The organism is Lysinibacillus sp. BSL11 (assembly GCF_052928325.1).
This window is the reverse complement of sequence record NZ_JAVGCX010000008.1, coordinates 34,650-49,486: the sequence shown is the minus strand read 5'-3', so window position 1 is coordinate 49,486 and position 14,837 is coordinate 34,650. Positions and strand designations below refer to the sequence as shown.

The window sequence follows — 14,837 nt, the reverse complement described above, 5'->3', positions numbered from 1 at the left end:
AAGGAGAATGATATTATGAATTATCAAGTACAACTAAACAACGGACATGCGATTAACTTAACAAATGCAGAGTTTGACGTAGCAACATTTACTGCAACATTAAATGATCAAAAGATTAACTTCGTAAATATCGGGGGAGCTATCATTAATAAACACATTATAATTAGTGTGTTGCCAGTATCGGCTACACAAACAGAAACGCAAGCATAGGCTTAGCGTTTTATTAAATCTATATTAATTGTAAAAATAATAATTCTAAAGTAATGAAATTAAAGGTTTTATAAAATAATTTGTCGAATATAACACTTTAAATATTTAAATTTGGAGTGAGGATTTTTTGGATAAAAAAATAATGGATACAGTCATCCCAGCAGCTGCATTAGGAATAGGTACTTTTTTACTTTCTTTATTGTTTAGTTATTTTTTTGGTTTTAATTCTATTATTAGTGTAGGAACTTCTACTGTTATCGAGAATAATAAGTATATAGTCCCGATAGATATAGAGACATATGGAAATTTACTTAAAGATGTTGAAATAGTAATTGAGTCTCAAATTACCAAGAATCAAATAAAAGCAAGTCAGCCAGTAGATATAAAAATTTCAAATGACAGTATTTCAACATCAAATACAACTAAATTAGAAATAAAACAAATATCTAAAGGACAAGTTATTAATTTATTTATTATTACTGACAAAAAGTTGTCGAAGGATGAAATAAATATCTATGCAAATGGTGGGAAAGTTGACATTTTATATGATTCTATAACAGTAGATCCCCTAAAAAATCAAATAAAGAGAGCTCTCTTAGTAGCGACAATTTATGCAGTATTTCAAGGCATATCTGCCTATTATTTAAATAAAAAAAGTGATGATAGATTAGCTAATTATAAAAAAGAAAGAGACCAATCATTTGAAGTTATGACTGAAAAGGTTAAAAATGCAGATGAAATCTCAGAACAATTGAAAATTGAAATTGAGAGAACACAAGCACAAATTGATGAAGTTAAAAACGAATTAACTAAAACCAAAAACAATTCAATGAAAAGACAGATTTTGTTGCGAGCTAGATTGAATGATTATAGTAAAGAACTCGGGTTTTGGAGAAATACTATTAGAAAAATCCTATATAATGAATCAAATAAGGGGGTAGATGTAGAAAAGTTATTCGAAATAGTATCTAATTCGTTAAAAACTTATCAAACTAAAGAAAAAAGTGAATTTAGTTTTGAAGAGTTAAAAGTATTATCAAAATTAATTAAAGATATTGATGAAGAGAATAAATGATATTTCTTATGCCTTCCATATTTTATAGGGAAGGCTTTTATTATTTGCTATGAGAGCAATCGAGATGGGCAACGGTACACTGTACTGAATCTCGATGCTTCTCATGGCTTTTTATTTTAGGGCAAAGGATTGGTGATGGTATGGAAAGTTCTTATGTAAGTGTTTCAGAACACAATATGTTGAAAGAAAAAGTAAATGATCATGAGGTTAGAATTTCTATTGCAGAAAATAACATAAAGGATATGAAAGATGATTTAACTGCAATTAAATCAAATACAACTTGGATTGTGCGTCTTATTATTGGTGGGATTGTTACTGGTGTCATTGCTGGAGCAATCGGAATAATTTTTGCAGCAAATAAAATATTATAGGAGGAAGTACAAATGAAAATCAACTGGAAAGTACGTTTAAAACACAAACCATTTTTAGTATCACTTTTCGCATTTTTGTTATTACTAATTCAGCAAGTAACAGCCGCATTTGGATACAATTTACCTGAAGCAGTTGGCGAACAAGTCACTGCTATTTTTAATACCATTTTAAGCATTTTGATTTTGTTAGGTATTGTCATTGATCCAACCACTAGCGATGTCAGTGATAGTGAACAAGCATTAAAATATGAAAAACCAAAGGATGATGAATAATGGCTTACACTTTCAAACAAATATTTCTACCAGCAAGCAAATATTCAATTAAGGCACCATACATAATGGTGCCTCAATATATCACAGTACACAACACAGCCAATGATGCTAATGCAGCAAAGGAAATTGAATATATGATTAATAACAATAATCAAGTATCTTATCATGTTGCTATAGATGATAAAGAGGTTATTCAAGCTATTCCATTTACACGTAACGCTTGGCATTGTGGGGATGGTGGAGGAAGTACTGACCCTAACGCCTTAAAGAAAGGTAATCGCCTTTCTATTGGTATCGAAATTTGCTTCAGCAAAAGTGGAGGTGTTCGTTATGGAGTTGCAGAAGAAAATGCCATTCAGTATATAGCGAAGTTACTAAAGCAATTTGGTTGGGGCATTGAGCGAGTGAAGAAACATCAGGACTGGAATGGCAAATATTGTCCACATCGAATATTGGCAGAAGAACGTTGGAATAGTTTTTTGAAACGAATTGAAGAAGCAATGAATGACAAAAATGATTTAATTGAAAAGGATGATGACATAATGAAATTTACAAATGAGACAACTAAAGCTGCTGTACGGGACTACCTTAAACAGGCGGTTGATAAAAAGCTTATTGATAGATCACACCTTGATAAATTTGATGCAGGTAAATTGACTAGTGGTGACTACGAGGGGTTAAAAATTATTATCAAGCAGCGTATGTAAACCAGTCAGTAGATAAATATAGTTTACTTAATGCACAATAAAGAAAAAACCGAGTAGACAAAAATTGTCACTCGGTTTTCAATTTACAAGTCTAAAATAAACTCTGGTATTTCATTTTTCACAACAGCCTTTATAAAATCTTTGTATGGTTCTGAAACCACTCTGCTATACACTCCAGTGTTTATAATTTTAAAATTTTCTCTATCAGATAGTTTGTCAGATAAAGACATTTGTTCTATAAATTTCTTTGTGTACTTAATTGCAATGTCGTGTTTTTTATTATGATAATCAATTAAATATATGAAATTTCTTTGTTCATTTGTTTCCGAATCTATATAAATCACAGCATATCCTATTACTTCTATATTTCTTCCATCCCATAATCCGTCGAAATTATCTGAATTATTTACTCCTAGAATAAAAAAGAATTCAAGATTGCTATTTAAAAATAAACGACTAAATGAATAGCATTCGTATTCCAACATAGTAACTCCTTTACATGCCGTCTTGGTCTATTTTCATTTCTAATAATACTTGTTTACGTTCTAAAATTAATTCCATAAATTCATCCAAATCTTCCTCTAACGCATGGTTTTTAATAAAACTACGAGCTCTTGATCGTGCGCTAATGTACTTTGAACGTTCTTTATTCTTCTCTTGCCAACGTTTATTAGCTTCAGTCTGCGAATTTTTCTCCATTTTAACCCTTCCTTTTTTTGAAATATACTATGACATTTAATATCACTAAGATCAAACAAAGTGAGTAAATGACAATCATAGATACATCGAAGAAGCCTGGTTGTTTCCAATTCACCATATTAATCAAAGCGTAAATAGCGAATGCAAAAGCAGCTACATATCCGATATTTTTCATAATACAATGGATGTGATAAGATTATAGGGAAGGAGGCGCTAACCTCCTTCTGTAAGCTTTTAGCGACGTTTACCTTTGCGAGAGGGGCGTCGCTTTTGTTTTGGCTTATTCTTCATATCGCTAATGTTTTTTGCTGAGCCTGTCAGCAAATTAATTACTGTAGCGACTGCTACTAGATAAGCTAAAACCTTATCATAATCCACTTTGTTCACCTCCTTTCTATACTTTAATTATACTAGTACTAGTATTTAGAGTCAACCGTTATTTACATTTATTTTCCTTAAAATAAAGCATCTACTAAAAATAAAGAACCATAGTACCCCAATCAAGATGAATTTGATTTTGAGGAAAATGAAAAACACATTAACCGAAGTAATCCGATGGTAGCTAGACGAGAGTATTCTCAATCAGGTACCAATCTATATAAAAATTTTTAGTTTTTAATTGGTTATTTTCGGGTAAAACAAATAAGAGGGGATATTTTGGTGTATTTAATTATTTTGAGGAAGTAATGAAACAATTTAATGTCTTTACAACAAATAAATTGATAAATAAAATTACCAAAATATGTAGTATTATGTTTTAATGTAAAGTGAGGGGTGGAAATGATTAATAAAATTTTTTGAATTATTTTTGTCTTATTCAATGATGTTAAGAAAAAAACAAGGGTTGTGAAAAGATGTTAAAAAATAAAATTATTTCAGCTATTATTACTATAATTATAGGAATATTTATCATACCATTATTTATTCAATATACATATCACCTATCATACGGCGTTTATGGTACAGCATTTACAGCACCAGCTATGTTAATAGCTATAGTGGTATCAATTCTTCTTGAAAAATACAGTAAAAATAAAAATCCTTTTCTTATGTATATTAAACATTTAATATGTACATTAATATTTGCACTACTATATAGTTTATTTAATTTCGATCTTTTCAAAGATACTTTCTATTTAACTTTTTCAATAGGGAGCATTTATATCACTATATTTGTTATTATTGATTATTTATTAAAAAATTTTAGGAAGAACCAGTAAAGATCTACAAAAACTTAAATGAACTGAAAAATTAGTGTTTAAAAAAAGACCGTGAAAACGGTCTTTTTTTAATTATTAACCCAGCTATCGTATGGTCGACCAACATCTACTAAACCAATGTCCATAGGAGGGAATAATTTATTAATTTCATCTAAGCTTTTTGGTTTGTGTACATAGATTGTTTCAGGACCTTTATTCATGCTATAGATATTACGCATAAATTCGTATCCAGGGAAACCATCATGATAGCCTTTAATACGAACACTACCAGTACGAGTTACTTTAAGTGTAAATTGATAATCAATATCAGGAGAGCCAGTAACTAACGGATTGTTAGAAGCACATTTACAGTTAATGTACAAAATGTCGTCAATAACTTCAGTAGCATACTTAATTGTATCCGTAGATTGTTGTTTTGATTTGATTTTTACCCATTTACCATTCTGTAATTCTTCTAATATCGTTACACCAGTATTTGAAGTTGCACTAGTAATATAATTCGCCTTAGAAGTGTCAATCATAAAACTTTGTGATGTTCGATATTTACTTGAATGCCATTCGCCACCTAAGCGGTCTTTACCATCGCCATGAAATCGTTGATTACTATTTAATGGATGTGGAGCGTAATCGAAAGGGAGAAAAGTTCGTAATCGTAATTCTAATTTTGCCATAATATAACCTCCAATATTTTTGTAAAATATGAATCTTACATATTGGATAGGTTATTTTTTAATTGAAAAAACAACCAAAAAATATAAAAAATAGGTTGTTATTTCCTCGGGAAAATCCACTTTATATTAAGAACGTACGTTCTTTTTAGGAGGGTTATCTTGGGAGAATTATATTTAAAATCAATACTGAATAGTTTCTTAACTATTGAACAGAATAAAAAATTGTATGAGGAATATAAAGTTAGTTTTGATAAAAAGAAGTTGTGTGTTTTAGATAATGAATTTGAAAAATTTTATTCAAAAATAGTTCTTGTTTCATATTTTTCAAAAGCACTTCATTTCGCTGCACAAAAGTATGACCAGGGAATTAGAAGATACAAATGTTTTGAAGAGGAATTGTTGGAAAGAAATGAGGATGTCATATACAGAGATAGTTACAATGTGCATGAGCCAGACAATATTGCAAACTATGTTGAAGATAAAGATATTAGTGAATCCATAACTAATCTTAAAGACAGACAAAAACAAATTTTATACCTACACTTTGTTAGAGAAATGACCGAAGCTGAAATTGCCAGCGTACTGAATATATCTCAGCAAGCAGTAAATAAGGCAAAAAATAAAGCTATTGATGAAATTAGACTAAATATTACTAAGTAAGGAGTTTCACCTATGGGAAATAAAATAGATCCGTTAGAAGTAATCGAGCTAATGCAACCGAAAATCAAGAAACTATTGTATCAAACGTCCATTGGTAATAGAGAAGATTTAGAACAAGAGTTAAATTTGTTAATTATAACTTCAATGAAAAAGATTAAATTTAAGAATTTGCCGAGCTTTTCTAAATTAATAAGTTTAGTGGAGTATGGTGAAAAAGTTAGCTGATATACTAATAACAACTTTACAAAAACATATTGTGTTTTTCCGAGAGAAGAATTATAATTCTATTAATTAAATTACGACCTACGAGAACACCTTGAGGATCTACTGGCTATAAATATATAGCCAGAGTCTTTGAGGTGTTTTTTGTGGTTTTAGATGGAAAACGAAAGGAAGGGATAAAGCTGAAAAATAGTTCATGTAAGTACTTAAAAATAAAGAAGAATTTAATATATGTATTCACGTAAAGACTTAATAGAGGAAAAATGGATGGATGCACAGTAATGGATATGCAGGCAATAGATTAAGAGTAATTTTCAGAGGGGTTGTTGCTTATATAAATACCCAAACAGTTAGAAAGTAAAAATAAAAAAACTTGACATATCTTTGGTTTTTCCAGTTGTTAAAGAGTTTCACTCAACAATTAATAAACATGTTTAAATATTTTTAAACAATTGAACACCATATTAAACACCAAAAAGCAGCAAATAAAATACTCTATTGGAATATAAATTAAAAATTTTCCATTTTTCTGTTTTGATAATATATGTTATACATGCAAAATTGGCATAAGGTAAAAAAGAAAAAACTATACTTGAAACCAAGCTTACATCGCGATAAGATATACATATATAAACATCTAAATCGCATATCTAAAAAGGGAACACCCCATTTGAGCTTGGTTATCAAGAGATAACCTTCCATTTGGGGTGTTTTGTTTTTATTGATTTAAGAAAAATTTAAATTTATGGTAGTAATCGGTTTGTTATTTATGTTAATATGTAATTGTAAATAGATTCAATTTTATTTTAATTACAATTAATTAAATAACAAAGGCGTGAGGAAAACCCTCATAGCTAATGTCTCAGTTGGAAGCACCAACGAGATCGTCTGATTATTATTTAGTAATAATCAACGTTTTCGTTTGGTGCTTTTTTTGGTTAAATAATTCCTCCATTAAGGAAGCGAACAAAAGACTGTATAGATACAACAAAAGATTGTTAGGAGTGATTAAAAATTTTTTCAAAATGACATTTATAGAAAATCACCTAGGTTAATGAAATTTCTAATGTGTTTTCATCTAAATCAAGTTCAACTACCAATGCAGCTTTAATTGCGTCTAGTAATTCTTGTTCTATACTAACTTTAAATGTGACAGGAATTGAATCCAGTAAGAATTGGATTTTATCAGGATAAGTAGGACTAATATAAATTTCTCTTATTTCATTAAATTCTTCCCATAGCTTAGCAGAGCATCCAAAAGTCATATCTAACAACTCGTTTTTATGTTGTATATCTGCTGAGATTGTTAGGTAGTAATTGCAGATACTTGGAGTATCACTTGTATTGATTTCAATTACTTCAAAATCGTATTCAAGTGGTTCTTGAACGAAAAGATCGTTTGGTTTTATTTTAAGATAATTACAAAGGGTATCAAAGGTATCAAACTGAATCCCTTTACTTTGGTTTTGATTTAGTGCTGTTAATGTGGTACGAGATATTCCAGTGCGTTTTGATAATTCACTAATTTTTATATTTCTCTCCGCTAATAAAACAGCTAGATTGCATTTAATCATTTTATCACCTCTTGTTGACTATTGTATTGTAGTCTGAACAAATTTTAAAGTTTTTTTAACTTTTGATGTTGACAGTTAAACAATGGTAGATTATATTAAATTTATCATATTGTTCAGTGTATTGGACAAATTTGATAAAAAAACTAAAAAAGGAGGTGATTTTGTGCGCAACAATTTTCGGGTGATTTTAGCTAAAAAAGAACTTACTATAACTGATGTCTCTAAAGCGACAGGAATATCAAGAACTACTTTAAACGCATTGTTCTATAAAAGAGCAAAGGGGATACAATTCCAAACGTTGTTAGTATTATGTAAGTTTTTAAACTGCGAAATTGGTGAAATATTCGAAATTGAAAAGGAGGCAGTATAGACGAATTTCACAGCTCAATTTTGAGCAATCAAATTACAAAGTGGGTGGAGGATTTTAATGGACATTAAAACAGAGAAATGGTTAGGTCATGAAATTCGTTTTGTGGAAATTGAAGATGAATGGTGGGGGATTGCTAAAGATATATCAGACGCTCTTTGTTACAGTAGTACAGCTGCAATGACAAGACACTTAAAAAGTAAATTTCTTACACATGTCAAATTGGCAGGGATGAATCAGAAGTTTACAGCTATATCTGAACAAGGGATTTATAAAGCAATAACTCGTTCACAAAGACCAGAAGCAGAGGAGTTTGAAGATTGGCTATTCGGAGTAATTAAAACACTCCGTCAGTCGAGTGGATTAGAAGGTTTTCAAATTTTTAGGATGTTAGACAAAGAGCATCAAAAGGAAACAATGGCTAAGTTACATCAATCATTACTTGAACCAACAAGAGTAAACTTTATAAAAGCAAATACAATTGCGAACAAAGCTGTATCCAGTCGTTACGGGCATAAAACAATGCTAAAAAAGAACCAAATGACACCTGAAATGTTAATAGAACGCGAGCCAATCTTAGCCGATACAGTTGACTTGATGATCGCAAAAGAAAAATTCCGCCTCGATTTGTCGGTCAGCAAGAAAGTGTACGAGAAGTATGTACAATAAAAAAATCACAATCTAAGCGCCAACTTAGATCGTGATACAAACCGAGTGACATCCACCCGTAAACCAACATTAATTATAACCGAAAACGGTTTAATATCAATATTATAATAAAAATCGGTGGTAATTAAAAGTGGATGTCCTCAATTCCAAGGAGGATAAATTATGCAAAATCAAACTATTGTGCAACAAGCTTTCATCAAAATTATGGAGGAACGTATTTTTAATGTAGCTTGGGAAACAGCTAAAAAAGATGAAAAGTATATTGAGTCAGAAAATAAAAGAAGCATTACATTTGATTTATTAAGCGAGTCTTTAACTACTGATAGACAAAAATATCTCTTAAATGAGTTAGAAGCAACTTGGGAGTTAGCTGAACGTTTTATGCAAGAGTATGTGTACCGTCAAGGTTTACAAGATAGTCAAATGATACATAGAGAGCTGAACTCATTTGGTATTGATGTAACCAAAGAAAGTATGAATAGTTCTTTATAAAGGATATAGAAAAGCCACTCTTTTGAGTGGCTAAAAAACTATATTCCAAGTAGCTGTTTCTTCTTTGCATCAAATTCTTCTTGTGTTAAAATACCAGCATCCATTAGTTCTTTTAATTTTATTAATTCATCAGTTGGTATAGATGATGTTGTTGAAGGAGGAGTGACAGCTGCTTGTGTAGTCTCTTCCTCTTCAGCAACAATCAATAATGAAAGCTTTTCAAGATCCTTCTTATCACATTTAATGACTAGAGGTACTTTTTCTCCATTTTCACGCTTCAAGAAAAGTGTGGCTACTGATTTATCTTTCCCGATGTTAGCTCCCATGGCACCAGCTATAGCCCCAGCATTTCCAAATTTACTACCGATTACTGTCCACCCAACTATACTAGAAGCGCTCTTTTGGACATTTTCTACACGCTCCCATTTAATTAACTTGAAGGTTTCTGGTTCTTTGTAGTCGACAACAATATCTACATAACCGTGTTTAGTTTGTTGTAAAACGTAATTAAAACCACTTTCTTTTAACTGTTCTTTTCCATTCAAGATGGTCATGTTTAGTTTGATTGCTTTAGGTTCTTTTTCTTTCTTTTGAGGTATTGTTTTTTCTGGAATACCAAAGATATTTTCAAGCTCAGTCGCGAAAGGTTTTGTTGCATTATCATTAGTTAGTTTGAGTTTAATCTCATTCTTTAAATAGGTGAAATCAACTTCTACAGCAAATATTTTTCTGTTAACGACTAAGTTACTAATTGCATTTACATCATAAGAAACAAAAGTTTTTACTTTTTTATCTTTTTCCAATGTAAGCAATCTTTTGGAAGTCAATAAGAATAAAAAGTACGTTAATTTTTTTGAACCTGTTGTTGCAGATTTTATCTGTTCATCATCCTCAATATGAGTTGACAAAATATCTATATCTTCTTCAACGAACGAAATAACTTGTTTACCAGCTGGCTTTAATAAATCTCTAATTTGTTCTTGTATATTCAAGTACATTTCCTCCTTCCTTATAGCTTGTTGGTAATACAATAAAATTGTATCAATACTGGTAGGTGTTGTCAGTATCATAATGACTTTCTTCTATTATATATAGATAATTAAGTGGGAATCTGTCGAATGGTGTCATTACAAGTGTATATACTCTGGACTACGCCCCCTGTTTTGCCCCCTATACTAAATTCGCATCTGATTATTAAAGAATTAAAGATTAGTAGATAGGTTAATATAGAAAACTCAAATGCAGCTAAAAACACATACAAATCCCACGCTAATAAGCGAGTAATTATTGGTTAAATTTTTAAAGTATGTGGGGCATTAAGTAAGGAAAATTCCATCGTATACCTCATATAAAAGTAAGAAATTATTATCTTGTCATAAAATATTCAAAAAATTTAAACTTTTATTTCCTGATTGGATAGAATGTTTTTTGGGTATTTTTTACAAAGTTCCACCAAACTTTGTTTGAGTAATTTGACCTATATTAGTAAGGCTGGCTATGAGTACTTAACTAACCGAACAATGTAGCGAAGAAAGAATAAATTTAGCAGTATTTATTGTTACTATGAGGATTTAAGAATCGTTTAAGTAATAAAAAAAGCTAGTCCTGATAGTTATCACAGGACTAGCGTTTCTTATTAGTTAGAGTAGATTGTTGCAAAGTAAGGTGCTTGACCATGTCGGAAATAGGTTAACAGATAGCCATTTTTTTGTACAATTTTGCCATTTGCAAACTCTTGGTAGTCAAGAGCATGAGGGATAATCAAGGTATGCTTAAACAACTCTTTTTCAGTTAACTTAAAGTTAGCAAATTCCTCACCTGCGATAGCTGGATCTTCTCGTAAAGCGTGATAAAGGGCTTTTTGTTGCTCTTCTGTAGGACGCTCATTCCACCACAGCTTCCGTGGTTGGAACTGCTGAGCCATTAAGTAATCAAGCTGCATTAAACTCTGGACAATGTTTAAATTCACATCATCAACCGTTTCTAAAAACATTAATAAACGACGGAATAAATCCTCTAGCTGATGGCCAATACGAGACCAACCTTTTGTTTCCCAATATGTTCCGAAGTTTTGGAAGAAATCAAATGGTGTATCAAAGACCTCTGTAACCAAGTATTCAATCGTATGATCCATGCGGTGATCATTCCAATACTTTTCAAGAACATCCTCTGCATGTTTAATGCGAACGATATCATCAAATGTTAGAACATTATTTGAAAAGATTTCGTAAGGAGATTGATCCACATAGGTATAGCCAAACTTTTCGGCTTCTAATCGAAGTCCTGTGCCGCGTAAAAGTTTCAAAAATCCAAGCTGTAATTCCTCTGGCCGCATTGCAAAAACGTCATTAAAGGTTTGACGAAAACTAGCGTAATCTTCCTCTGGTAAACCAGCAATTAAATCTAAATGTTGATCTATTTTTCCGCCATCTTTCACCATAGTTACTGTTCGCTTTAATTTTTCAAAGTTTTGACGACGTTTTACAAGAGTATTTGTTAAATCGTTCGTAGATTGAACACCTATTTCGAATCGGAACAAACCTTTTGGTGCATTATCATTTAAGAATTGAATAACTTCAGGGCGCATTATATCAGCCGTGATTTCAAATTGGAATACAACACCTGGTTTGTGTTCATCAATTAAAAATTGGAACATTTCCATTGCATAGCTACGACTGATGTTGAAGGTGCGATCCACAAATTTAATTGTTCGAGCTCCGTTATCCATTAAGAAACGAATATCCTCTTTTATTTTTTCACGGTTAAAGTATCGGACGCCAACTTCAATAGAAGATAAACAAAATTGGCAGCTAAATGGGCAACCTCGGCTTGTTTCAATATATTGAATTCGCTTACCTAGATAGGGTAGATCCTCCTCAAAACGAAAAGGACTTGGTAATTCGCGCAAATCAATTTTAGGTGGCATAGCGTGAATCTTGACTTTTTCGTCCTCTAAATAACAAATACCAGGAACATCTTCTAACAATATTTCACCGTGGAAGTAGCGCAGTAATTGCTTAAATGAAGTTTCTCCTTCGCCCATCACAATGAAGTCTACCTCAGGTATTCGACGTAACCAATGGTGACAATCATAAGAAACCTCAGGTCCTCCGAGCAGAATTTTAACATTTGGACAGACAGTTTTTAACATTTTGATAACGTGAATGGTTTCTTCGATATTCCAGATATAGCAACTAAATCCAACGATATCAGGTTTTTTTTGGAATAAATCTGATACAATATTAAAAGCAGGGTCTTTAATAGTATACTCTGCTATAATTGGATTAAACTCCGGTAAAGCTGCGCCTTTTAAATAGCGCAATGCTAAATTTGTGTGAATATACTTTGCATTCAAAGTAGTTAAAATAGTATTCATGCAATAATCTTCCTTTCAACATCCTATTGTATCAGTCAAGTATCTGACATACAATATAATTCTTTTTACCTATTTATTTTGTGAACGGTTCGTGAAATAATTTAAAATACTTAAATTTACTAAATTTTGTAATAATAGAATCGTGCTGTCATAAAGTATAGTAAAGGCTCAAAATTCGATTTTAGAGGTTTTTTACTCTTTTGAAAGGTTCGGTGAGAAAGTTGAAGCAAAATGATATTAATCAATGTTTTGGAAATCTTATGAAAAGTACTTCGTCACCAACACTTATACTCAATAAAGCAGGGAAAATTTTGAACGTCAATGAGGCTGCTATCAATCTTTTCAATCTTAATTTAACCTATATTGGCTATTTAGCTATGGACGAGCCATCTAATTTTAAATGGACTAAGTTCGTCAAACAGTTACAAAATGATTTACGTTCAGAGGAAATTTTCAATATTCGCACAGTTGGAAATGACTACGAAATGTTATCTTTTAAATGTTTTTACGATCCCAACACAGAGGAAATTGTTGCGCAAATTTCAACATTAAATGATGATGTTGCCCATAAGTTATATGTTAGCCAAGCACATGAGAGAGCGCAATCATTTAATGCCTACGATTACTTACCTTATGCTGTTATTGTTAGTGACGCTAGTGGTATTATTCTTGGGCTAAATAAATATGCCGAAATGTTTCTGAAAGTTGAAAATTCACAACTTCTTCATAAAGCGCATCAGCATATATTTGATTCATTTACATTGAAAAAAGGGCAAATTACAACCTACCTTTCTAAGTTAATGGGTGAAAAACATGCAAGCATTCATGTAGTCGATGAAACACAAGTTAGCAGAACTTGCTATTATGAAATTTCAAGTATTTTTGATGAATACAATAATATTATTGTCACTGTTATTAATGATGAAACAGAGAAAAAGCAACTTCAGCATAAAGTTGAGCATCAGCAGGCATTAAACGTTGTGGGACAGATGGCAGCGAGCATTGCTCATGAAATTCGTAACCCATTAACTTCTTTAAAGGGTTTTACAGAATTACTAAAATTAAATGCTGATGATGAATCACGCATGTATCTCTCTGTTATTGACAGTGAGCTTCAACGGATGGAACAAATTTTATCCGAATTATTAGTGTTGTCTAAGCCAACAACGATGAAAGTGGAATTATTAGAACTGGATCATATTGTAAAGCAAGTCATTGAGTTTATGCTACCAGATGCACTCATGAAAAATATTATGATTCAGTATATTTCAACCTCTAATCAAGTCTATATTGGCGGCAACGAGAATCGACTAAAGCAAGTGCTGATGAATTTAATTAAAAATGCAATGGAATCCATGAATAATGGTGGTACGATTACCGTCGAAATGGCAACAAATGACTGTGCGATTGTCGAACTTATGATAAAAGATGAAGGTATTGGCATGGACAGCACGACACTTCAAAACCTATTCCAGCCTTTTTACACGACAAAATCAACAGGGACAGGACTGGGCCTTGCTTTCGTGAAAAAGGTGATTGAAGAACATGAAGGAGTAATTGGCGTTAGTAGTGAACTACAGAAGGGGACATGCTTCCATCTGCAGTTTCCAATTTACACGTTTAATCAGATGGATACAATGGAAGTATCTACAAAAGATTCTGCTTATTTAGTAACATAAAGAAAGTAAAAATGGTTGCATAATAAACAACAAAAACTTCTAAATCATATATTGCTTTTGACAATGCTTTTCTAATGTCGCTATAATGTCATGTATAAAGAGCGAAGTGAGAGGAAAAGAATATGCCGTCAGAAGATCTAAAACAATCTTTAAAATTATATATTGTATTATCACGTGCACTAAAAGCAATTAATGAAACAACACATCAATTATTTCAGGATAATGGTTTAAACCCAACTGAATTTGCTGTTCTAGAACTTCTCTATCATAAAGGAAGACAGCCATTACAGCAAATTGGCAATAAAATTTTGTTAGCCAGTGGGTCTATTACGTATGTCATTGATAAGCTGGAGAAGAGAGGTTACTTATTACGAGTATCTTGTCCTGCTGATCGTCGTGTTACGTATGCAGAAATCACCCCTGAAGGTGAAGCTTTTATGGGAGAGCTGTTCCCAAAACACGAACAGCATTTGCATGAATTAATGAGTGTACTATCCCCAGAAGAAAAAGAACAAGCTATTACGTTATTGAAGAAAATTGGTCTTTCTATAAAGGACCTATCTTATTAAAAA

General features: G+C 31.6%; 19 protein-coding genes. 12 read left to right on the top strand and 7 right to left on the bottom strand.

The genetic code is table 11. The features are described 5' to 3' along the window. Window positions 1-15: 15 nt before the first annotated feature. The 5 genes from RCJ95_RS10970 (at window position 16) to RCJ95_RS10950 (ending at window position 2,636) form a co-directional block, all read left to right on the top strand. Window positions 16-210, top strand: a complete 195-nt coding sequence (locus tag RCJ95_RS10970) for a hypothetical protein (protein ID WP_446722273.1) — start codon at window positions 16-18, stop codon at window positions 208-210. Window positions 211-337: 127 nt separating this feature from the next. Further along, complete coding sequence (locus RCJ95_RS10965) at window positions 338-1,285, top strand: hypothetical protein (protein ID WP_446722272.1); 948 nt, start codon at window positions 338-340, stop codon at window positions 1,283-1,285. A 140-nt stretch (window positions 1,286-1,425) separates the two neighbouring features. Then, window positions 1,426-1,656: a hemolysin XhlA family protein gene (locus RCJ95_RS10960; RefSeq protein ID WP_446722271.1), complete on the top strand. Its 231-nt coding sequence runs from the start codon at window positions 1,426-1,428 to the stop codon at window positions 1,654-1,656. 12 nt (window positions 1,657-1,668) lie between these two features. After that, the gene (locus tag RCJ95_RS10955; protein ID WP_446722270.1) at window positions 1,669-1,929 is read left to right on the top strand and encodes a phage holin; all 261 of its coding nucleotides are present in this window, start codon (window positions 1,669-1,671) and stop codon (window positions 1,927-1,929) included. After that, window positions 1,929-2,636 carry a peptidoglycan recognition protein family protein gene (locus tag RCJ95_RS10950; protein ID WP_446722269.1) on the top strand — a complete coding sequence of 236 codons (708 nt, stop codon included), beginning with the start codon at window positions 1,929-1,931 and terminating at the stop codon, window positions 2,634-2,636. The genes RCJ95_RS10955 and RCJ95_RS10950 overlap by 1 nt, the downstream gene beginning before the upstream one ends. Before the next feature lie 83 nt (window positions 2,637-2,719). Here the strand turns inward: RCJ95_RS10950 and RCJ95_RS10945 are convergent, their stop codons facing one another. The 4 genes from RCJ95_RS10945 to RCJ95_RS10930 all read right to left on the bottom strand — a co-directional run bounded on the left by RCJ95_RS10945 (window position 2,720) and on the right by RCJ95_RS10930 (window position 5,226). Beyond that, window positions 2,720-3,118, bottom strand: coding sequence for a hypothetical protein (locus RCJ95_RS10945; protein ID WP_446722268.1), 399 nt, complete (start codon window positions 3,116-3,118; stop codon window positions 2,720-2,722). A 13-nt stretch (window positions 3,119-3,131) separates the two neighbouring features. Then, window positions 3,132-3,335, bottom strand: a complete 204-nt coding sequence (locus RCJ95_RS10940; protein ID WP_312130128.1) for a hypothetical protein — start codon at window positions 3,333-3,335, stop codon at window positions 3,132-3,134. Between the two features lie 234 nt (window positions 3,336-3,569). Continuing rightward, window positions 3,570-3,713 (bottom strand): hypothetical protein, encoded by a 144-nt coding sequence (locus RCJ95_RS10935; protein WP_312130126.1) that lies wholly within the window; start codon window positions 3,711-3,713, stop codon window positions 3,570-3,572. Window positions 3,714-4,623: 910 nt separating this feature from the next. Beyond that, window positions 4,624-5,226 (bottom strand): DUF3238 domain-containing protein, encoded by a 603-nt coding sequence (locus RCJ95_RS10930; RefSeq protein ID WP_257522350.1) that lies wholly within the window; start codon window positions 5,224-5,226, stop codon window positions 4,624-4,626. 159 nt (window positions 5,227-5,385) lie between these two features. Here RCJ95_RS10930 and RCJ95_RS10925 point away from each other — a divergent pair, with 159 nt between their 5' ends. After that, window positions 5,386-5,886 (top strand): sigma-70 family RNA polymerase sigma factor, encoded by a 501-nt coding sequence (locus tag RCJ95_RS10925; protein WP_446722267.1) that lies wholly within the window; start codon window positions 5,386-5,388, stop codon window positions 5,884-5,886. A gap of 12 nt (window positions 5,887-5,898) precedes the next feature. After that, window positions 5,899-6,111, top strand: coding sequence for a hypothetical protein (locus tag RCJ95_RS10920; RefSeq protein WP_446722266.1), 213 nt, complete (start codon window positions 5,899-5,901; stop codon window positions 6,109-6,111). 1,043 nt (window positions 6,112-7,154) lie between these two features. Here the strand turns inward: RCJ95_RS10920 and RCJ95_RS10915 are convergent. Further along, window positions 7,155-7,682 carry a helix-turn-helix domain-containing protein gene (locus tag RCJ95_RS10915; protein ID WP_025114450.1) on the bottom strand — a complete coding sequence of 176 codons (528 nt, stop codon included), beginning with the start codon at window positions 7,680-7,682 and terminating at the stop codon, window positions 7,155-7,157. A gap of 163 nt (window positions 7,683-7,845) precedes the next feature. On the opposite strand from RCJ95_RS10915, the gene RCJ95_RS10910 reads away from it, so the two are divergent. The 3 genes from RCJ95_RS10910 to RCJ95_RS10900 all read left to right on the top strand — a co-directional run bounded on the left by RCJ95_RS10910 (window position 7,846) and on the right by RCJ95_RS10900 (window position 9,210). Continuing rightward, window positions 7,846-8,052 (top strand): helix-turn-helix domain-containing protein, encoded by a 207-nt coding sequence (locus RCJ95_RS10910; RefSeq protein ID WP_446722265.1) that lies wholly within the window; start codon window positions 7,846-7,848, stop codon window positions 8,050-8,052. A gap of 57 nt (window positions 8,053-8,109) precedes the next feature. Then, window positions 8,110-8,718 (top strand): BRO-N domain-containing protein, encoded by a 609-nt coding sequence (locus tag RCJ95_RS10905; protein WP_446722264.1) that lies wholly within the window; start codon window positions 8,110-8,112, stop codon window positions 8,716-8,718. Window positions 8,719-8,880: 162 nt separating this feature from the next. After that, complete coding sequence (locus tag RCJ95_RS10900; protein WP_446722263.1) at window positions 8,881-9,210, top strand: hypothetical protein; 330 nt, start codon at window positions 8,881-8,883, stop codon at window positions 9,208-9,210. Between the two features lie 38 nt (window positions 9,211-9,248). On the opposite strand, the gene RCJ95_RS10895 is transcribed toward RCJ95_RS10900, so the two are convergent. Beyond that, window positions 9,249-10,202, bottom strand: coding sequence for an SHOCT domain-containing protein (locus tag RCJ95_RS10895; protein ID WP_312130112.1), 954 nt, complete (start codon window positions 10,200-10,202; stop codon window positions 9,249-9,251). Between the two features lie 644 nt (window positions 10,203-10,846). Next, entirely contained in the window at window positions 10,847-12,586 is a 1,740-nt protein-coding gene (locus tag RCJ95_RS10890) for a B12-binding domain-containing radical SAM protein (protein ID WP_221679562.1), read from the bottom strand. A gap of 311 nt (window positions 12,587-12,897) precedes the next feature. Here RCJ95_RS10890 and RCJ95_RS10885 point away from each other — a divergent pair, with 311 nt between their 5' ends. Both RCJ95_RS10885 and RCJ95_RS10880 read left to right on the top strand, forming a co-directional pair. Next, window positions 12,898-14,265, top strand: coding sequence for an ATP-binding protein (locus tag RCJ95_RS10885; protein WP_446722262.1), 1,368 nt, complete (start codon window positions 12,898-12,900; stop codon window positions 14,263-14,265). Window positions 14,266-14,387: 122 nt separating this feature from the next. Continuing rightward, window positions 14,388-14,834: a MarR family winged helix-turn-helix transcriptional regulator gene (locus RCJ95_RS10880; protein ID WP_004224579.1), complete on the top strand. Its 447-nt coding sequence runs from the start codon at window positions 14,388-14,390 to the stop codon at window positions 14,832-14,834. The last annotated feature ends 3 nt before the right edge of the window (window positions 14,835-14,837 follow it).